Origin of the sequence: Bradyrhizobium sp. BR 1432 (assembly GCF_051547705.1) — a bacterium.
In the GTDB taxonomy this organism is placed as follows: Bacteria; Pseudomonadota; Alphaproteobacteria; order Rhizobiales; family Xanthobacteraceae; genus Bradyrhizobium; species Bradyrhizobium zhanjiangense.
In genome coordinates this window covers 5,589,909-5,606,169 of the sequence record NZ_JBPUGF010000003.1, presented here as the reverse complement: position 1 = coordinate 5,606,169, position 16,261 = coordinate 5,589,909, and the positions used below count along the sequence as shown (strand labels likewise).

Annotated in this window: 26 protein-coding genes and 2 pseudogenes; 1 reads left to right on the top strand and 27 read right to left on the bottom strand. The window is 63.4% G+C overall.

Features of this window, described 5'->3' with window-relative positions; genetic code table 11:
* Positions 1-8: 8 nt before the first annotated feature.
* Positions 9-305, bottom strand: a complete 297-nt coding sequence (locus ACSKB8_RS27005) for a DUF1330 domain-containing protein (protein WP_438107529.1) — start codon at positions 303-305, stop codon at positions 9-11.
* Positions 306-313: 8 nt separating this feature from the next.
* Positions 314-1,102, bottom strand: a complete 789-nt coding sequence (locus ACSKB8_RS27000; protein ID WP_438107527.1) for an SDR family NAD(P)-dependent oxidoreductase — start codon at positions 1,100-1,102, stop codon at positions 314-316.
* Between the two features lie 196 nt (positions 1,103-1,298).
* Here ACSKB8_RS27000 and ACSKB8_RS26995 point away from each other — a divergent pair, with 196 nt between their 5' ends.
* Positions 1,299-2,276, top strand: coding sequence for a Bug family tripartite tricarboxylate transporter substrate binding protein (locus ACSKB8_RS26995; RefSeq protein ID WP_438107525.1), 978 nt, complete (start codon positions 1,299-1,301; stop codon positions 2,274-2,276).
* Positions 2,277-2,357: 81 nt separating this feature from the next.
* Here ACSKB8_RS26995 and rplQ read toward each other — a convergent pair whose 3' ends face one another.
* The 25 genes and pseudogenes from rplQ to rplD all read right to left on the bottom strand — a co-directional run bounded on the left by rplQ (position 2,358) and on the right by rplD (position 16,261).
* Positions 2,358-2,774, bottom strand: coding sequence for a 50S ribosomal protein L17 (rplQ, locus tag ACSKB8_RS26990; protein WP_080137232.1), 417 nt, complete (start codon positions 2,772-2,774; stop codon positions 2,358-2,360).
* A gap of 120 nt (positions 2,775-2,894) precedes the next feature.
* Positions 2,895-3,926: a DNA-directed RNA polymerase subunit alpha gene (locus tag ACSKB8_RS26985; RefSeq protein ID WP_438107523.1), complete on the bottom strand. Its 1,032-nt coding sequence runs from the start codon at positions 3,924-3,926 to the stop codon at positions 2,895-2,897.
* Between the two features lie 112 nt (positions 3,927-4,038).
* The gene (rpsK, locus tag ACSKB8_RS26980; protein ID WP_007603045.1) at positions 4,039-4,428 is read right to left on the bottom strand and encodes a 30S ribosomal protein S11; all 390 of its coding nucleotides are present in this window, start codon (positions 4,426-4,428) and stop codon (positions 4,039-4,041) included.
* A gap of 123 nt (positions 4,429-4,551) precedes the next feature.
* A complete protein-coding gene (gene rpsM, locus ACSKB8_RS26975) occupies positions 4,552-4,920 on the bottom strand; it encodes a 30S ribosomal protein S13 (protein WP_027574068.1) in 369 nt (122 codons plus the stop codon).
* Between the two features lie 185 nt (positions 4,921-5,105).
* Positions 5,106-5,962, bottom strand: a pseudogene (locus tag ACSKB8_RS26970) (adenylate kinase).
* Between the two features lie 273 nt (positions 5,963-6,235).
* Positions 6,236-7,567, bottom strand: a complete 1,332-nt coding sequence (gene secY / locus ACSKB8_RS26965) for a preprotein translocase subunit SecY (protein ID WP_091894740.1) — start codon at positions 7,565-7,567, stop codon at positions 6,236-6,238.
* Positions 7,568-7,715: 148 nt separating this feature from the next.
* Positions 7,716-8,201 (bottom strand): 50S ribosomal protein L15, encoded by a 486-nt coding sequence (gene rplO / locus ACSKB8_RS26960; protein WP_008549236.1) that lies wholly within the window; start codon positions 8,199-8,201, stop codon positions 7,716-7,718.
* A 76-nt stretch (positions 8,202-8,277) separates the two neighbouring features.
* A complete protein-coding gene (gene rpmD, locus ACSKB8_RS26955) occupies positions 8,278-8,472 on the bottom strand; it encodes a 50S ribosomal protein L30 (protein WP_011088137.1) in 195 nt (64 codons plus the stop codon).
* A gap of 25 nt (positions 8,473-8,497) precedes the next feature.
* Entirely contained in the window at positions 8,498-9,094 is a 597-nt protein-coding gene (gene rpsE / locus ACSKB8_RS26950; protein WP_014494507.1) for a 30S ribosomal protein S5, read from the bottom strand.
* A 47-nt stretch (positions 9,095-9,141) separates the two neighbouring features.
* Positions 9,142-9,504 carry a 50S ribosomal protein L18 gene (gene rplR / locus ACSKB8_RS26945; RefSeq protein WP_080137236.1) on the bottom strand — a complete coding sequence of 121 codons (363 nt, stop codon included), beginning with the start codon at positions 9,502-9,504 and terminating at the stop codon, positions 9,142-9,144.
* An 11-nt stretch (positions 9,505-9,515) separates the two neighbouring features.
* Positions 9,516-10,049: a 50S ribosomal protein L6 gene (rplF, locus tag ACSKB8_RS26940; RefSeq protein WP_438107518.1), complete on the bottom strand. Its 534-nt coding sequence runs from the start codon at positions 10,047-10,049 to the stop codon at positions 9,516-9,518.
* A 16-nt stretch (positions 10,050-10,065) separates the two neighbouring features.
* Complete coding sequence (rpsH, locus tag ACSKB8_RS26935; RefSeq protein WP_008549240.1) at positions 10,066-10,464, bottom strand: 30S ribosomal protein S8; 399 nt, start codon at positions 10,462-10,464, stop codon at positions 10,066-10,068.
* A gap of 14 nt (positions 10,465-10,478) precedes the next feature.
* Positions 10,479-10,784 carry a 30S ribosomal protein S14 gene (rpsN, locus tag ACSKB8_RS26930; protein WP_091894744.1) on the bottom strand — a complete coding sequence of 102 codons (306 nt, stop codon included), beginning with the start codon at positions 10,782-10,784 and terminating at the stop codon, positions 10,479-10,481.
* A gap of 46 nt (positions 10,785-10,830) precedes the next feature.
* Positions 10,831-11,387, bottom strand: a pseudogene (gene rplE, locus ACSKB8_RS26925) (50S ribosomal protein L5).
* Positions 11,380-11,694: a 50S ribosomal protein L24 gene (gene rplX / locus ACSKB8_RS26920; protein ID WP_438107516.1), complete on the bottom strand. Its 315-nt coding sequence runs from the start codon at positions 11,692-11,694 to the stop codon at positions 11,380-11,382. The pseudogene rplE and the gene rplX overlap by 8 nt, the downstream one beginning before the upstream one ends.
* Entirely contained in the window at positions 11,694-12,062 is a 369-nt protein-coding gene (gene rplN, locus ACSKB8_RS26915) for a 50S ribosomal protein L14 (RefSeq protein WP_008549246.1), read from the bottom strand. The genes rplX and rplN overlap by 1 nt, the downstream gene beginning before the upstream one ends.
* Positions 12,063-12,146: 84 nt before the next feature.
* Positions 12,147-12,395 (bottom strand): 30S ribosomal protein S17, encoded by a 249-nt coding sequence (gene rpsQ, locus ACSKB8_RS26910; RefSeq protein WP_008549247.1) that lies wholly within the window; start codon positions 12,393-12,395, stop codon positions 12,147-12,149.
* A 13-nt stretch (positions 12,396-12,408) separates the two neighbouring features.
* On the bottom strand, positions 12,409-12,615 hold the full coding sequence (gene rpmC / locus ACSKB8_RS26905; protein ID WP_011088144.1) for a 50S ribosomal protein L29: 207 nt from the start codon (positions 12,613-12,615) through the stop codon (positions 12,409-12,411).
* A 5-nt stretch (positions 12,616-12,620) separates the two neighbouring features.
* On the bottom strand, positions 12,621-13,034 hold the full coding sequence (gene rplP / locus ACSKB8_RS26900; RefSeq protein WP_035709578.1) for a 50S ribosomal protein L16: 414 nt from the start codon (positions 13,032-13,034) through the stop codon (positions 12,621-12,623).
* 30 nt (positions 13,035-13,064) lie between these two features.
* Positions 13,065-13,790 (bottom strand): 30S ribosomal protein S3, encoded by a 726-nt coding sequence (gene rpsC / locus ACSKB8_RS26895; RefSeq protein WP_014494500.1) that lies wholly within the window; start codon positions 13,788-13,790, stop codon positions 13,065-13,067.
* A 17-nt stretch (positions 13,791-13,807) separates the two neighbouring features.
* Positions 13,808-14,194 carry a 50S ribosomal protein L22 gene (rplV, locus tag ACSKB8_RS26890; protein ID WP_438107512.1) on the bottom strand — a complete coding sequence of 129 codons (387 nt, stop codon included), beginning with the start codon at positions 14,192-14,194 and terminating at the stop codon, positions 13,808-13,810.
* 10 nt (positions 14,195-14,204) lie between these two features.
* The gene (gene rpsS, locus ACSKB8_RS26885; protein WP_008136357.1) at positions 14,205-14,483 is read right to left on the bottom strand and encodes a 30S ribosomal protein S19; all 279 of its coding nucleotides are present in this window, start codon (positions 14,481-14,483) and stop codon (positions 14,205-14,207) included.
* Between the two features lie 12 nt (positions 14,484-14,495).
* Entirely contained in the window at positions 14,496-15,329 is an 834-nt protein-coding gene (rplB, locus tag ACSKB8_RS26880; RefSeq protein ID WP_060736369.1) for a 50S ribosomal protein L2, read from the bottom strand.
* A gap of 12 nt (positions 15,330-15,341) precedes the next feature.
* Positions 15,342-15,644 (bottom strand): 50S ribosomal protein L23, encoded by a 303-nt coding sequence (locus tag ACSKB8_RS26875; protein WP_018647244.1) that lies wholly within the window; start codon positions 15,642-15,644, stop codon positions 15,342-15,344.
* On the bottom strand, positions 15,641-16,261 hold the full coding sequence (rplD, locus tag ACSKB8_RS26870) for a 50S ribosomal protein L4 (protein ID WP_091894751.1): 621 nt from the start codon (positions 16,259-16,261) through the stop codon (positions 15,641-15,643). Before rplD ends, ACSKB8_RS26875 begins: the two co-directional genes overlap by 4 nt.

Genomic DNA, 16,261 nt, shown 5'->3' with positions numbered 1-16,261 from the left:
AACCCACCCTACGTTTCCCTCGCCCCCTCCACGAACATCAACCGCCGCTCCAGCGCCGTCTGCCGCAGCTTCAGTGCTTCGGCATATTCCGGCGAGGCGTACCATTCCTTCAGCCTCGCCATCGAGGCGAATTCGACGATGACGATGGCCTTCGGCGGAAGATTGCCTTCGGCGAGCTCCGTCTTGCCGCCGCGGACGAGATAACGCCCGCCGTATTGCGCGATCGTTTTCGCGGCGAGCGTACGATAGGCTTCAAATCCATCGGGATCGCGCATCTCGACTTCGGAAATCACATAGGCTGTCATGCACTGCCTCACGCGATGGTATTGATGATACCACCTTCCGCGCGCAGCGCCGCACCGTTGGTGGCGGAGGCTTCCTTCGAGGCGACGTACACCACCATGTTCGCGATCTCGTCCACGCTCGCAAAACGCTGGATCAGCGAGCTCGGGCGATGCTGCTTGACGAAATTGGCCGCGGCCTCATCCACCGACTGTCCGTTTTGTTTCGCGAGATCCTTCACGAAGGTCTCGACGCCTTCGGACATGGTCGGGCCCGGCAGCACGGAATTGACGGTGACGCCGGTGCCGCGGGTGAGCTGCGCAAGCCCCCGCGCGACCGAGAGCTGGGCCGTCTTGGTCATGCCGTAGTGGATCATCTCGACGGGAATGTTCAGTCCGGACTCCGAGGAGATGAAGACGATGCGGCCCCAGTTGCGCTTGAGCATGCCCTTCATGTAGGCCCGCGACAGCCGCACGCCGCTCATCACATTGACCTCGAAGAACCGGCTCCAGTCCTCGTCGGGAATCTCGAAAAACTCCTTCGGCTCGAAGATGCCGGCGTTGTTGATGAGGATGTCGACCTCCGGCAACGTCGCCACCAGCGCCTTGCAGCCTTCCGCCGTCGAGACGTCGGCGGCGATGCCGCGGACCTTGGCGCCGGTCCCTTCCAGCTTACGGACGGCCGCATCGACCTTGTCCCGGCCGCGACCGTTGATCACGACGCTGGCGCCCGAAGCGGCGAGGCCCTTGGCGATGGCGTGGCCGATGCCGGCGGTCGAGCCGGTCACCAATGCAGTTTTTCCCGAAAGGTCGATGTTCATGTAGTATCTCCATCAGAACGATGACGGGGATATCGGACGTGGCGGATTGGGCCGCAATTGGCGCTCACCAATCAGTGACGATCACGAGCTGTTCCGGCAGCGACATGGCGCCTCGTATGCTCCTGTCGCGGCTGGAACGATTATTGCTAAGCCTGACCGAGCTCTTTTGCTCATGTGAACACGGAAGGACCTTGCGATGAAAAGAACGGCCCTCACTGTTGCGCTCGGGTTGCTGGGTCTGATCAGCGGCAATTCGCTCGCACCGGCCCAAGCGGTCTATCCGGAAAAACCGTTGCAATTGATCGTGCCCTTCCCGCCCGGCGGCGCCTCCGACGTGGTCGCGCGCATCATCGGCGGCGAACTGGAGACGCGTCTCGGCAAGCCCGTGATCATCATGAACCGCCCCGGCGGCGGCACCACAATCGCGGCCAAGGAAGTCGCGCGCTCGGCGCCTGACGGATACACCCTGTTCTTCAGTTCGAATTCGAGCTTCACGCTGCCGGCGGCCGTCAAGGAAAGCGTACCTTACGACGCGGCCAAGGATTTCGAGCCGCTCGGCCAGGTCGGCAAGATCACGCTGGCGCTGGTCACCTACAAGGACAACCCGATCAAGGACGTGGCTGCGCTCGTCACGGAGGCGAAGGCCAATCCCGACAAGCTGTCGCTGGCGTCGTTCGGCGTGGCGACCGTCTCGCATTTCGCCGGTGAGCTGTTCAAATCGGCCGCCGGAATCAAGATGGTCCACCTGCCCTACAAGGGCAGCGCGCCGGCGATGAACGACCTTATTGGCAAGCACATCCAGTACCACGTCGACACAGTGATCGCCGTGAAGCCGCAGATCGAGGCCGGCACCGTCAAGGTGCTCGCTGTGTTCTCAGGCAAGCGGACGCCCTTCCTGCCTGACGTGCCGACACTCGCCGAACTCGGCTATGGCAACATCGACTTCGCCTCCTGGGGCGCCGTGGTCGCCCCCAAAGGCCTGCCGCCGGCCGTTCGTGACAAGCTGACGTCGGCTCTGGAGGAGACGATCAACAGCCCATCCGTGGCCGAACGCTTCGCCGCGGTCGGCTTTGAGCCCGGTTTCAAGCGATACAGTGACTGGACGAGCGCCATCGGCAAGGAGACCGCCGAAATGAAGGACATCGCGCAAAAGGCGGGGATCAAGGAGGAATAGTCCTTCCGACGCGCCCTATTCCTCGAAACAAAAACGGCGCCCAGAAGGGCGCCGTTTTCAATCCGTATCTGCCGATCCGGCTTACGCCGCCTCGGCTTCCTTCTCCTGCACCGGACCCGAATCCTGGCCCTTGGCGTCGACGTCGCGATCGACGAACTCGATCACGGCCATCGCGGCGTTGTCGCCGTAGCGGAAGCCGGCCTTGATGATGCGGGTGTAGCCGCCCTGGCGGTCCTTGTAGCGGGTCGCGAGCGTGTCAAAGAGCTTCTTGACCATGTCGACGTCGCGCAGCTCCGCGATCGCCTGGCGGCGCAGCGACAGGCCGCCCTTCTTGCCGAGGGTGACGAGCTTCTCGACGATCGGGCGAAGCTCCTTGGCCTTGGGCAGCGTGGTGACGATCTGCTCGTGCTTGATCAGCGCGGCGGCCATGTTGGCGAACATCGCCTTGCGATGCTCGGCCGTGCGGTTGAGCTTCCGATGAACCTTGCCGTGACGCATGTGTTTATTCCTTACGTATGAACTGCCGCGACGGTTCGTCGGACCAGTTGCTCAGGTGGGCTTCCTGCGTTCGCCCATGAAAATGACGGCCGGAGAGCCCGGCCGTCACGGTGAAGTCGATCAGTAGTGATCCTCGAAGCGCTTGGCGAGCTCGTCGATGTTCTCCGGCGGCCAGCCCGGCACTTCCATGCCGAGGTGCAGACCCATCTGGGCCAGCACTTCCTTGATCTCGTTCAGCGACTTGCGGCCGAAGTTCGGGGTGCGGAGCATTTCGGCTTCCGACTTCTGCACGAGATCGCCGATGTAGACGATGTTGTCGTTCTTCAGGCAGTTGGCCGAACGCACCGACAGCTCGAGCTCGTCCACCTTCTTGAGGAAGGCCGGGTTGAAGGCGAGGTCCGGGATGATCTCCTGGGCGACTTCCTTGCGCGGCTCTTCGAAATTGACGAACACGTTGAGCTGATCCTGCAGGATGCGCGCGGCGTAGGCCACCGAGTCATCCGGCGAGATCGCGCCGTTGGTCTCGATCGTCATGGTCAGCTTGTTGTAGTCGAGGATCTGGCCCTCGCGGGTGTTCTCGACCTTGTAGGAGACCTTGCGGACCGGGGAGTAGAGGCTGTCGACCGGGATCAGGCCGATCGGCGCGTCCTCGGGACGGTTGCGCTCGGCGGGCACGTAGCCCTTGCCGGTCGAGACCGTGAACTCCATGCGGATCTCCGCGCCCTCGTCGAGGGTGCAGATCTGCAGGTCCGGGTTGAGCACGGTGACGTCGCCGACGGTCTGGATGTCGCCAGCGGTGACGACGCCCGGGCCCTGCTTCTTCACGACCATGCGCTTGGGGCCTTCGCCCTGCATCTTGATCGAGATGTCCTTGATGTTGAGCACGATGTCGGTGACGTCCTCACGGACGCCCGCGATCGAGGAGAACTCGTGCAGCACGCCATCGATGTGCACCGACTGCACCGCCGCGCCCTGGAGCGAGGAGAGCAGGATGCGGCGCAGCGCGTTGCCGAGGGTCTGGCCGAAGCCGCGCTCGAGCGGCTCGGCGACGATGGTCGCGAAACGCGAGGGATCGCTGCCGGGGGACACCTGGAGCTTGTTCGGCCGAATCAGTTCTTGCCAATTTTTCTGGATCGTCACTGTTTCACCCATACAGGCCAGTCAATTTGACAGTTCAAATACTGGCGTTGGAGAAAGGCCGCAGAGCATTCCCGCGGCTTCTTAGAAAAGTCATTGCGGGCGCCAATGCGCCCGCAACCTCGTATCAAACGCGCCGACGCTTGCGGGGACGGCAACCGTTGTGCGGGATCGTGGTCACGTCGCGGATCGAGGTGACGGTGAAGCCTGCGGCCTGGAGCGCGCGGAGCGCCGACTCACGGCCCGAACCAGGACCGGCGACCTCGACTTCCAGCGTGCGCATGCCGTGCTCCTGCGCCTTCTTCGAGACGTCTTCCGCGGCAACCTGCGCGGCGTACGGGGTCGACTTGCGCGAGCCCTTGAAGCCCATCGTGCCGGCGGAGGACCAGGCAATGGTGTTGCCCTGCGCGTCGGTGATGGTGATGGTCGTGTTGTTGAACGACGAGTTCACGTGCGCGACGCCGGAGGCGATGTTCTTGCGCTCACGACGACGAACGCGGGTGGCTTCCTTGCCCATTGAGTACCTTTCCTGGAGATCTCAAACGCCGCCGTAATGCCAGCGGCTACACCTGTGGAACGAAAGGCGCGCGGCGAACGGGTCATCCCCTGTTCGCCGCACGCCGCGACTGAGTTCGAAAACTTACTTCTTCTTGCCGGCGATGGCCTTGGCCGGGCCCTTGCGCGTGCGCGCGTTGGTGTGGGTGCGCTGACCGCGCACCGGCAGACCGCGACGATGACGCAGGCCGCGATAGCAGCCGAGGTCCATCAGACGCTTGATGTTGATACCGACCTCACGACGCAGATCGCCCTCGACGAGATAGTCGCGGTCGATCACTTCGCGGATCTGGAGCACTTCGGCGTCGCTAAGCTGATTGACGCGACGATCCTCGGGGATCTTCACCTTCTCCATGATGTCACCGGCGATCTTCGGGCCGATGCCATGGATGTACTGGAGCGCGATCAGCACGCGCTTGTTGGTGGGAATGTTCACGCCGGCAATACGGGCCACGGCCTTCTCTCCTGTCGCCGATCCTCGTCAGGATCGGGCTTTAAGTGCTTGCTTTCTCGGGCAGGTGTTCACAAACGCGAACACGACGCCCACCCCCGGTCTTCCTGGGGCCCGGCATCGTCTGAAACTATCCGACTTGGATGCGGGGCTTATTAAGGGATTCCAGGGGCTTTCGTCAACCGCTGCTAGCGTTTGGCTCGCTTTTTCGTGACCTTTTTTGCGGCCTTTTTGGCACCCTTTTTGACAGCCTTCTTGGCGGTCTTTTTGGCTCCCTTCTTTGCCGTCTTCTTGGTCGCCTTCCCTGTGCCCTTCACGGCTTTCTTGGCGGCCTTTTTAGCGGATTTGGCAGCCTTTTTGGTCGTTTTTGCCGGTTTTACGGCCGCCTTCTTCCCCGCCTTGGCCTTCTTGGCCGGGGCCGTCTTGGCCGCACTTCTGGCATGGGTCTTGGGCTCGACCGCCCCAAGCGCCAGGAGCAGGCGGTGGATGGCACGGGTGACCTCGTCGATGGCCATCATGCCGTCGATGGTCGAGAGCTTCCGCCGCTCGGAATAGTAGTGAATCAGCGGTTCCGTCTGGCTACGGTAGCTGGCGAGGCGCTTGGTCAGGACCTCCGGGGTGTCGTCGACCCGGACCTCCTCCCCCGCGCGCGCATCTGGGCGACGCGGGTCTCGACGCGATTCAGCAGCGCGCTTTCATTCACGCGCAGCTCGATCACCGCATCAAGCTTGAGATGCTTGTGCTTGAGCAGCTCGTCCAGCGCCTCAGCCTGCGGCACGGTGCGCGGGAAACCATCGAGGATGAAACCGTTCTTGGCGTCCGGCTGATCGATTCGGTCGGAGATGATTCCGACCACGATCTCGTCGGGCACGAGGCCGCCGCCGGCCATGATCTCCTTGGCCTTCAGCCCGACCGGCGTTCCGGCCGCAACGGCCGCGCGCAACATCTCGCCGGTCGAGAGCTGGACGATGCCATAGCGCTGCACCAAGAGCTGCGCCTGGGTCCCCTTGCCCGACCCCGGCGGTCCCAGAAGTATAATTCTCATCGGCGTACGCCCCCCGGATTGGTGAGCGATACGTCGCGCACCTGTGTTTGAAGATCAAGAACAGTGCAAACCATAATCGGCGATGCACCGCCACCCATATCATAGGGGAGCGGATGGGCTGACGCCAAGAAGGGCTTTGAAATCTGTGATTGCGCTGCAGTGAGAGCAGCTCTGCCGATGCGGCCGATGGCTGGCTGGTGCCGTGCAGGCGCCGCGCGTTGCTCGCACGGCGAATCGGCGGCGCAATCGCGCCGCCTTCAGGGGACGCCGCGCTTAGCGGCGGCGTCCGCGCAGTTTCGACTTGCGGATCAGGCCTTCGTACTGATGCGCCAGCAGATAGCCCTGCACCTGCGCCACTGTGTCCATGGTGACGCTGACGACGATCAGCAGCGAGGTGCCGCCGAAGTAGAACGGCACCGAGGCGTAGGAGATCAGGATCTCCGGGATCAAGCAGACGATCGCCAGATAAATCGCACCTAACACGGTGATGCGCGACAGCACGTAGTCGATGTATTCGGCGGTGCGCTCGCCGGGGCGAATGCCCGGAATGAAGCCGCCATGCTTCTTCAGATTGTCCGCGGTCTCGGTCGGGTTGAATACGATCGCGGTGTAGAAGAAGGCGAAGAACACGATCAGCGCCAGATACATGATCAGGAACAGCGGACGGCCGTGGCCGAGCTGGGTGGTGATCCACTGGAACCATTCCGGCCCGCTGCCCGCGTTGAAGTTCGCAACGGTGGTCGGCAGCAGCAGCAGTGAGGATGCAAAGATCGGCGGGATCACGCCCGAGGTGTTGAGCTTGAGCGGCAGATGCGAGGACTGGCCCTCGAACATCTTGTTGCCGACCTGGCGCTTCGGATACTGGATCAGCAGGCGGCGCTGCGCGCGCTCCATGAACACGATGAAGGCGATCACGGCGACTGCCATGATGATCACGACCAGGATCAGACCGGTCGACATCGCGCCCTGACGGCCGAGCTCGAGCATGTTGGCGAGCGCGGCGGGCAGCTCGGCGACGATGCCGGCCAGAATGATCAGCGAGATGCCGTTGCCGATGCCGCGCGAGGTGATCTGCTCGCCCAGCCACATCAGGAACATGGTGCCGCCGGTCAGCGTGATCGCCGTCGACAGGCGGAAGAACATGCCGGGATCACTAACGACGTTGCCGGCGCCCTCGAGGCCCACCGCGATCCCGTAGGACTGGAACGCGGCCAGGATAACGGTGAGATAACGCGTATACTGGTTCAGCGTCTTGCGGCCGGCCTCGCCTTCCTTCTTCAGCGCCTCGAGCTGCGGCGAGACGGTGGTCAGGAGCTGGATGATGATCGAGGCCGAGATGTACGGCATGATGTTCAACGCGAAGATCGCCATGCGGTGGATGCCGCCGCCGGCGAACATGTTGAACATGCCGAGGATGCCGCCCGCCTGGGACCGGAACACCTGTTCCCAGATGTTGGGATCGATGCCGGGCAGCGGGATGTAGGTGCCCAGCCGATAAACGAGCAGCGCACCCAGGGTGAACCAGATGCGCTTCTTCAGTTCGTCGGCCTTGGCAAACGCACCGAAATTGAGATTGGCTGCCAGTTGTTCCGCTGCAGAGACCATCTTGGACTTTCTCCGCCGCCTGTTGCGCCGTCATGCCCGCGGCCGGGCTACTTTAGCGGACGCCGGACATTATCTGGGGCTCGGCTTCGATAAGTCCATCGTCCCGCATGCGTAAAGGCCCGCGAGGCGCGGGCCAATGACGCAGTTGTTACGCCGCCTCGCCTTCTTCCTTGGCCGGGGCGAGGATCTTCACCGAACCGCCGGCCTTCTCGACCGCCGCGATCGCGGTCTTGGAGGCGCCGTGCACTTCAATGTTGAGCTTGGACTTGAGCTCGCCGCGCCCGAGCAGGCGCAGGCCGGCCTTGGCGCGGCGCAGCACGCCACCCTTCACCAGGGCCTCGACGTTCACGACGCTGCCGGCGTCGATCTTCTTGGCATCGACCGCTTCCTGGAGCCGGTCGAGATTGATCTCGGCGAACTCGACGCGGAAGATGTTGTTGAAGCCGCGCTTGGGCAGACGGCGATGCATCGGCATCTGGCCGCCTTCGAAACCCTTGATGCGCACGCCCGAACGCGCGGTCTGGCCCTTGCCGCCGCGGCCGGACTGCTTGCCCTTGCCCGAACCGATGCCGCGGCCGACGCGCATACGCTTCTTGCGCGAGCCGGCGTTGTCGGCGATATCGCTGAGCTTCATCGCCCTTCTCCTTGTGTCTTGCGCACGATCTTCACCGAAAACCGGGTGCCCGCTTTTCGGGATCCTGCGCCGTTTCTTACTTCTCGTCGACGATACGGACGAGATGGTGAACCTTCTCGATCATGCCGCGGACCGCCGGGGTATCCGGCAGTTCGCTGGTGCGGCCGATCTTGTTGAGCTTAAGCCCGATCAGCGTCGAGCGCTGCGAGTGATGGCGGCGGATCGCGCTGCCAGTCTGCTCGAGCTTGATCGTCTTTGCGGCCTTGGCCATGGGAGTCTACTCCGAAAAGCTTCCGTTAGTCGGCAGCCGCCTCGGCGTCGCCGCCGATACGACGGGACTGGAGGGTGGACACCTTGATGTTGCGGCGGGCAGCGACCGAGCGCGGCGAATCCTGATGCTTCAGCGCGTCGAAGGTGGCGCGAACCATGTTGTACGGATTCGACGAGCCGATCGACTTCGCCACCACGTCCTGGACGCCGAGCGTCTCGAACACGGCGCGCATCGGGCCGCCGGCGATGATGCCGGTACCGGCCGGGGCGGCACGCAGGTAGACACGGCCCGCGCCATGACGGCCGGCGATGTCGTGATGGAGCGTGCGGCCCTCGCGCAGCGACACGCGGGTCAGGTTGCGCTTGGCGGATTCGGTCGCCTTGCGGATCGCCTCAGGCACTTCGCGTGCCTTGCCGTGACCGAAGCCGGCGCGGCCCTTCTGATCGCCGATCACGACCAGCGCAGCGAATCCGAAGCGCTTGCCGCCCTTGACGACCTTGGCCACGCGGTTGATGTGGACGAGCTTGTCGACGAACTCGCTGTCGCGCTCTTCGCGCTCCCTGCGTTCACGTCCGCCGCCGCGTTGATCGCGTCCACCACGTTGTTCGCGTTCAGCTGCCATGGTTTTTCCAATCCTTCAGAGGCTTACGCCTCAATCCTCAAATTCTGTTAGAAGCTCAGCCCGCTCTCACGCGCCGCGTCGGCAAGAGCCTTGACGCGCCCGTGATAGAGATAGCCGCCGCGATCGAACACGACTTCCTTGACGCCCTTCTCCACCGCGCGCTCGGCGAGCAGCTTGCCGACTGCCTTCGCCGCATCGATGTCGGCGCCGGTCTTGCCGCCGTCGCGCATCGACTTCTCGAGCGAGGAGGCAGAGGCCAGCGTCTCGCCCTTGAGGTCGTCGATGACCTGGGCGTAGATGTGCTTGGACGAGCGGAACACCGACAGGCGCGGACGGCCGCCACCGGAGCGGCGCAGCTTCAGCCGCACACTCCGCTTGCGCCGGGCATTCGTAACCTTGGCTTTCGACATGACCGGCTCCGTTACTTCTTCTTGCCTTCCTTGCGGAAGATGAATTCGCCAACATACTTCACGCCCTTGCCCTTATAGGGCTCCGGCGGGCGATAGGCGCGGATCTCGGCCGCAACCTGGCCGACGCGCTGGATGTCGCTGCCCGACACGGTGATTTCGGTGGGCTTCGGCACGGCGATCGTGATGCCTTCCGGGATCGGATAGATCACGTCATGGCTGTAGCCGAGCGCCAGCTGGAGGTTCTTGCCCTGCATCGCAGCGCGGTAACCGACGCCGGTGATCTCGAGCTTCTTCTCGAAGCCCTTGGTGACACCTTCGACCAGATTAGCGACCTGGGCGCGAGCGGTGCCGTACAGGGCCCGCGCGCGATTGGTCTCTGCCCGCGGCTTGACCTTGATCTGGCCGCTCTCGAGCTCCACCTCGACGTCGTCATGGACGACGAACTGAAGCTGGCCCTTCGGCCCCTTCATCTTGACGGTCTGCCCATCAACGGTCGCGGTAACACCCGACGGAACCGCCACAGGCCTTTTGCCAACACGTGACATGGATGAAAAATCCTTCTCAGAACACCGTGAAGAGGACTTCACCGCCCACATTCGCGTCGCGCGCGCTGTGGTCGGCCATGATCCCCTTCGGCGTCGACAACACCGAAATGCCGAGCCCGTTGTTGACCCGCGGCAGAGCCTTCACCGAGGCGTAGACGCGACGCCCGGGCTTGGAAACACGTTCGATCTCGCGGATGACGGGCTCGCCGTCGAAATACTTCAGCTCGATCTCGATCTCGCTGCGGCCCGAGGGATGCTCGAGCGTGGCGTAACCGCGGATGTAGCCCTCGGACTTCAGGACCTCGAGCACGTTCTCGCGCATCTTCGAGCCGGGCGTGGAGACCTTGGTCTTGGAGCGCATCTGCGCGTTGCGGATGCGGGTGATCAGATCGCTGATTGGATCGTGCGTAGACATCTAAACGACCCTCCTTACCAGCTCGACTTCACGAGGCCCGGGACCATGCCCCTGGAGCCAAGGTCGCGCAGCGCGATACGGGACAGCTTGTTCTTGCGATAGTTCGAGCGCGGGCGGCCCGACAGCTCGCAACGCATACGGATGCGGGTCGCCGACGAGTTGCGCGGCATTTCCGCCAGCTTCAACGTCGCAGCGAAGCGCTCTTCCATCGGCAGCTTCTTATCGGCGATGATCGCCTTCAACCGCTCGCGCTTGGCGGCGGCGTTCTTCACCATCCGCTTGCGCCGGTTGTTCTTCTCGACTGAACTCTTCTTTGCCATGCTTGGCTCCTGGGTATCCGCGTTTGAGAGGCTTTAGGTCAGCGTCTCACTGCCGGAACGGGAAATTGAAAGCGGTCAACAAGGCCCTCGCCTCTTCGTCGGTCTTGGCCGTGGTGCAGACGGTGATGTCCATACCGCGGGCTTCCGTGACCTTGTCGAAGTCGATCTCGGGAAAATGATGTGCTCCTTGATGCCGAGCGAGTAGTTGCCGCGGCCGTCGAAGCTCTTCGGGTTCAGGCCGCGGAAGTCGCGGACGCGCGGCAGCGCGACCGTCACCAGGCGATCGATGAACTCGTACATGCGCGCCTTACGCAGCGTGACCTTGCAGCCGATCGGCTGGTTCTCACGCAGCTTGAAGGTCGCGATCGCGATGCGCGAATAGGTCACGATCGCCTTCTGGCCGGCGATCTGGGTCAATTCGGCAGCGGCGGTCTCGGCCTTCTTGCGGTCGTTGACGGAATCGCCAACGCCCATGTTCAGGACGACCTTGTCCAGACGCGGAACCTGCATGACGTTCTCGTAACCGAACTTCTCGGTCAGAGCCGTGCGGATCTTCGCATCATATTCCGCGCGCAGGCGCGGCGTGTAAGCGGCCTCAGCCATCGATCTCAGCTCCCGAGCTCTTGGCGATGCGGACCTTCTTGCCGTCCGCCAGAATCTCGAATCCGATGCGGGTCGGCTTTCCGTCCTTGCCGACATACGCGATGTTGGACAGTTGGATCGGCGCCTCTTTCGAGATGATGCCGCCCTCCTGGGCCTGCGTCTGCTTCTGGTGACGCTTGACCATGTTGATGCCGCGCACGAGCGCGGTGCCGGCGTCGGGACGCACCTCGAACACCTCGCCGGTGCGGCCCTTGTCGCGACCGGTCAGCACGACGACCTTGTCGCCCTTGCGGATCTTCGCAGCCATCACAGCACCTCCGGCGCGAGCGAAATGATCTTCATGTGGTTCTTGGCGCGCAGTTCGCGCGGCACGGGCCCGAAGATACGGGTGCCGACCGGCTCGGCCTGGTTGTTGATCAGGACGGCGGCGTTGCGGTCGAAGCGGATGACCGAACCGTCGGCGCGGCGGATGTCCTTGCGAACGCGCACCACGACGGCCTTCATCACGTCGCCCTTCTTCACCTTGCCACGCGGGATAGCTTCCTTGATCGAGACGACGATGATGTCGCCGATCGTCGCGTAGCGGCGCTTGGAGCCTCCCAGCACCTTGATACACATGACACGGCGTGCGCCAGAATTGTCGGCCACGTCGAGGTTGGTCTGCATCTGAATCATTGATGCACCTCGTCCTCTTTCTCTTTGCGCCAGCCCAGCCGGCGCTCAACATTTCCCTGAAATCAGTCGGCTAAAGCCAACAGATCAGGCGCTTTTCTTGTGCTCGCCCCGGATCACGACCCAGCGCTTCAACTTCGAAATCGGCTTCGATTCCTCGATCCACACCACGTCGCCCGGCTTGAACTGGTTGCTCTCGTCGTGCGCGTGATAATTCTTCGAACGGCGGATCGTCTTCTTGTAGATCGGGTGCGTGAAACGGCGATCGACGCGCACCACGATGGTCTTGGCTTGCTTGTCGCTGACGACCACGCCCTGCAAAGTACGTTTCGGCATCTTCGTAAGCCTCTTACTTCTTCTTGGCGCGCGTCTGCGCGGCGACGGTCTTGATCCGGGCGATGTCACGGCGAGCCTCGCGCAGGCGCGAGGTGTTCTCGAGCTGCCCGGTGGCGCGCTGGAAGCGCAGGTTGAAGCGCTCCTTCTTCAGGTTCAGGATGGCGTCATCCTGCTGGTCGGGGCTCATCGCGCGGATGTCTTCGATCTTCATCTGGGCCATGGCCATTACTCCGCAATGCGCTCGACGAAGCGCGTCTTGATCGGCAGCTTGGCGGCCGCCAGGGTCAACGCCTCACGCGCGATCTGGGTGTTGACGCCGTCGATCTCGAACAGCACCCGGCCCGGCTTGACGCGCGCGACCCACAGTTCCGGCGAGCCCTTGCCGGAGCCCATGCGGACTTCGGCCGGCTTCTTCGACACCGGAACGTCGGGGAACACGCGGATCCAGACGCGGCCGGCGCGCTTCATGTGGCGGGTCAGCGCGCGGCGGGCGGCTTCGATCTGGCGCGCGGTGACGCGCTCAGGTTCGGTCGCCTTCAGGCCGAACTGGCCGAACGCCAACGTCGCGCCCGAAGACGCAACGCCGTGGATGCGGCCCTTGTGCGCCTTCCGGAACTTCGTTTTCTTAGGTTGCATCATGGCTTTAAGCCCTCAAATTCTTGGTGCAGATCAGGCTGCAGCCGTATCGCGGCGCTGACGGCCACCACGATCACCACTGCCGCCCGTCTCGCCCTCGGCCATTCTCTTGTCCTGGGCCATCGGATCGTGCTCGAGGATCTCACCCTTGAAGATCCAGACCTTGACGCCGCAGGTGCCGAAGGTCGTGAACGCGGTCGCAACGCCGTAATCAATGTCGGCGCGCAGCGTGTGCAGCGGCACGCGACCTTCGCGGTACCACTCCATGCGCGCGATTTCCGCGCCGCCCAGGCGTCCCGAGCAGTTGATGCGGATGCCTTCCGCGCCGAGACGCATCGCCGACTGCACGGCGCGCTTCATGGCACGGCGGAACGCCACGCGGCGCTCAAGCTGCTGCGCGATCGACTCGGCCACCAGCGTCGCATCGAGCTCAGGCTTGCGGATCTCGACGATGTTGATGACGACGTCGGACGAGGTGATGTCCGCGACCTTCTTGCGCAGCTTGTCGATGTCGGCGCCCTTCTTGCCGATCACCACACCCGGACGGGCCGAGTGGATGGTGACGCGGCACTTCTTGTGCGGACGTTCGATCACGATGCGGGCGACGGCCGCCTGCTTGAGCTCCTTGTGCAGGATCTCGCGGATCTTGACGTCCTCGTGCAGCAACTTGCCGTATTCCTGCTTGCCGGCGAACCAGCGAGAATCCCAGGTCCGGTTGATGCCGAGACGCAGACCGATCGGATTGATCTTTTGACCCATCGTGTTCTCCTGCGCCCTTAAGCGGCTGTTTCGGCTTCGACCTGACGAACGATGATCGTCAGCTGCGAAAATGGTTTGTAGACACGGCCCGAGCGGCCACGGCCGCGGGCGGCGAAGCGCTTCATCACGAGGCCGTTGCCGACGAAGGCCTGCGCCACGACGAGATCGTCGACGTCGAGATCGTGGTTGTTCTCGGCATTGGCGATAGCCGATTCCAGGCACTTCTTCACGTCGACCGCGATCCGCTTGCGCGAAAACTGCAGGTCGGCGAGCGCGGCAGACGCCTTCCGGCCGCGAATGAGCTGGGCGACCAGGTTGAGCTTCTGCGGGCTCACCCGCAGCATCCGGGCGACCGCCTTGGCCTCATTGTCGGCGAGGCTCCGTTCGCGCTTAGGTTTGCTCATCGTTTAATCCTCAAGCCTTCTTGGCTTTCTTGTCGCCGGAGTGGCCATGGAAGGTCCGGGTCGGCGAGAACTCGCCGAACTTGTGACCGACCATTTCCTCGTTGACGGCCACCGGCACGTGCTTCTGACCGTTGTAGACGCCGAAGGTCAGGCCGACGAACTGCGGCAGGATCGTCGAGCGACGGCTCCAGATCTTGATGACGTCGTGACGGCCGGACGCGCGCGCGGCATCTGCCTTCTTGAGCAGAGAACCCTCGACGAACGGGCCTTTCCAGACTGAACGAACCATGTCCGGCGTTCCTTACTTCTTCCGCTTGTGGCGGCTTAGGAGAATGAATTTGTTGGTCGACTTGTTGGTGCGGGTCTTCTTGCCCTTGGTCGGCTTGCCCCACGGCGTGACCGGGTGGCGACCGCCCGAGGTACGGCCTTCACCACCGCCGTGCGGATGGTCGATCGGGTTCATCGCAACACCGCGGTTGTGCGGGCGACGGCCCATCCAACGCTTGCGACCGGCCTTGCCGATCGAGGTGTTCATGTGATCCGGGTTCGACACCGCGCCGATCGTGCCGCGGCAACGGCCGTGCACCAGGCGCTGCTCGCCCGAGTTCAGGCGGATGATGACGTAGTCCTGGTCACGACCAACGAGCTGGGCGTAGGTGCCCGCGGAACGGGCGAGCTGGCCGCCCTTCCCAATCTTGACCTCGATGTTGTGGATGATCGTGCCGACCGGCATGTTGCCGAGCGGCATGACGTTACCCGGCTTCACGTCGACATAGTTGCCGGCGATGATGGTGTCACCCACGGCCAGGCGCTGCGGCGCCAGGATGTAGGCCTGCTCGCCGTCCTGATACTTGATCAGGGCGATGAAGCCAGTGCGGTTCGGATCATACTCCAGCCGCTCGACGGTCGCGGGGACGTCGACCTTCTCGCGCTTGAAGTCGACGGTGCGCAGCGTCTGCTTGTGACCGCCGCCGCGGAAGCGCACGGTGATGCGGCCGGTGTTGTTGCGGCCGCCCGAGGACTTCTTGCCCTCGGTGAGCGCCTTCAGCGGCTTGCCCTTGTACAGGGCCGAACGATCGACCATGACCAGCTGGCGCTGGCCCGGCGTCGTGGGATTGAATGTCTTCAGTGCCATCGTCGTACGACCTTACAGACCGGTGGTGACGTCGATCCGGTGGCCCTCTTCGAGGGTCACGATCGCGCGCTTGGTGTTCGACTGCGAACCGAGATTACCGCGGAAGGCCTTGACCTTGCCCTTGCGGACCAGCGTGTTGACGCTCTTGACCTTGACGTCGAACAGCTTCTCGATCGCTTCCTTGATCTGCGGCTTGGTCGCCTTTGCGGCCACCTTGAACAGCACCTTGTTGTGCTCCGAGGCGATCGTCGCCTTTTCGGTCACAACCGGCGACAGGATCACGTCGTAGTGGCGAGGCTCGATGTTCTTCGTCATTTGAAGCGCGCCTCCAGCGCATCGATGGCGGCCTTGGTCAGAACGAGCTTCTGACGGCGCAGGATGTCATAGACGTTGATGCCTTGGATCGGCAGCACGTCCATGTTCGGGATGTTGCGGGCCGCCGCGGCAAAGCCGTTATTGAGCTCGGCGCCATCGATGATCAGCGCGTTGGTGAGCCCCAGGCCCGAGAAGTGACCGAGCAGCGCCTTGGTCTTGGCGGTTTCCAGCGCGGCCTTCTCGATCACGACGAGATCGCCGTCCTTGGCCTTGGCCGAGAGCGCATGCTTCAGCGCGAGCGCGCGGACCTTCTTCGGCAGGTCGGTGGCGTGCGAGCGCACCACCGGACCGAAGGCACGGCCACCGCCACGAAACTGCGGCACGCGGGCCGAGCCGTGACGAGCACCGCCGGTGCCCTTCTGCTTGTACATCTTCTTGCCGGTGCGCCAGATCTCGGCGCGGCCCTTGGCCTTATGCGTGCCGGCCTGGCGCTTGTTGAGCTGCCATTGGACGCAGCGCGCGATGATGTCCTCGCGCGGTTCGAGGCCGAAAATGGCGTCGGACAGCTGGACCGAGCCGGCTTCCTTACCTTCGAGGGTGGTGACCTTCAATTCCAT

Excerpts from the sequence above, each read along its gene's own strand:
- ACSKB8_RS27005 (WP_438107529.1), bottom strand. The coding sequence starts at position 305 with ATGACAGCCTATGTGATTTCCGAAGTCGAGATGCGCGATCCCGATGGA.
- ACSKB8_RS27000 (WP_438107527.1), bottom strand. The coding sequence starts at position 1,102 with ATGAACATCGACCTTTCGGGAAAAACTGCATTGGTGACCGGCTCGACC.
- ACSKB8_RS26995 (WP_438107525.1), top strand. The coding sequence starts at position 1,299 with ATGAAAAGAACGGCCCTCACTGTTGCGCTCGGGTTGCTGGGTCTGATC.
- rplQ (WP_080137232.1), bottom strand. The coding sequence starts at position 2,774 with ATGCGTCACGGCAAGGTTCATCGGAAGCTCAACCGCACGGCCGAGCAT.
- ACSKB8_RS26985 (WP_438107523.1), bottom strand. The coding sequence starts at position 3,926 with ATGGGTGAAACAGTGACGATCCAGAAAAATTGGCAAGAACTGATTCGG.
- rpsK (WP_007603045.1), bottom strand. The coding sequence starts at position 4,428 with ATGGGCAAGGAAGCCACCCGCGTTCGTCGTCGTGAGCGCAAGAACATC.
- secY (WP_091894740.1), bottom strand. The coding sequence starts at position 7,567 with ATGGTCTCTGCAGCGGAACAACTGGCAGCCAATCTCAATTTCGGTGCG.
- rplO (WP_008549236.1), bottom strand. The coding sequence starts at position 8,201 with ATGAAGCTCAGCGATATCGCCGACAACGCCGGCTCGCGCAAGAAGCGT.
- rpmD (WP_011088137.1), bottom strand. The coding sequence starts at position 8,472 with ATGGCCAAGGCCGCAAAGACGATCAAGCTCGAGCAGACTGGCAGCGCG.
- rpsE (WP_014494507.1), bottom strand. The coding sequence starts at position 9,094 with ATGGCAGCTGAACGCGAACAACGTGGTGGACGCGATCAACGCGGCGGC.
- rplR (WP_080137236.1), bottom strand. The coding sequence starts at position 9,504 with ATGTCGAAAGCCAAGGTTACGAATGCCCGGCGCAAGCGGAGTGTGCGG.
- rplF (WP_438107518.1), bottom strand. The coding sequence starts at position 10,049 with ATGTCACGTGTTGGCAAAAGGCCTGTGGCGGTTCCGTCGGGTGTTACC.
- rpsH (WP_008549240.1), bottom strand. The coding sequence starts at position 10,464 with ATGTCTACGCACGATCCAATCAGCGATCTGATCACCCGCATCCGCAAC.
- rpsN (WP_091894744.1), bottom strand. The coding sequence starts at position 10,784 with ATGGCAAAGAAGAGTTCAGTCGAGAAGAACAACCGGCGCAAGCGGATG.
- rplX (WP_438107516.1), bottom strand. The coding sequence starts at position 11,694 with ATGGCTGCGAAGATCCGCAAGGGCGACAAGGTCGTCGTGCTGACCGGT.
- rplN (WP_008549246.1), bottom strand. The coding sequence starts at position 12,062 with ATGATTCAGATGCAGACCAACCTCGACGTGGCCGACAATTCTGGCGCA.
- rpsQ (WP_008549247.1), bottom strand. The coding sequence starts at position 12,395 with ATGCCGAAACGTACTTTGCAGGGCGTGGTCGTCAGCGACAAGCAAGCC.
- rpmC (WP_011088144.1), bottom strand. The coding sequence starts at position 12,615 with ATGGCCCAGATGAAGATCGAAGACATCCGCGCGATGAGCCCCGACCAG.
- rplP (WP_035709578.1), bottom strand. The coding sequence starts at position 13,034 with ATGATGCAACCTAAGAAAACGAAGTTCCGGAAGGCGCACAAGGGCCGC.
- rpsC (WP_014494500.1), bottom strand. The coding sequence starts at position 13,790 with ATGGGTCAAAAGATCAATCCGATCGGTCTGCGTCTCGGCATCAACCGG.
- rplV (WP_438107512.1), bottom strand. The coding sequence starts at position 14,194 with ATGAGCAAACCTAAGCGCGAACGGAGCCTCGCCGACAATGAGGCCAAG.
- rpsS (WP_008136357.1), bottom strand. The coding sequence starts at position 14,483 with ATGGTTCGTTCAGTCTGGAAAGGCCCGTTCGTCGAGGGTTCTCTGCTC.
- rplB (WP_060736369.1), bottom strand. The coding sequence starts at position 15,329 with ATGGCACTGAAGACATTCAATCCCACGACGCCGGGCCAGCGCCAGCTG.
- ACSKB8_RS26875 (WP_018647244.1), bottom strand. The coding sequence starts at position 15,644 with ATGACGAAGAACATCGAGCCTCGCCACTACGACGTGATCCTGTCGCCG.
- rplD (WP_091894751.1), bottom strand. The coding sequence starts at position 16,261 with ATGGAATTGAAGGTCACCACCCTCGAAGGTAAGGAAGCCGGCTCGGTC.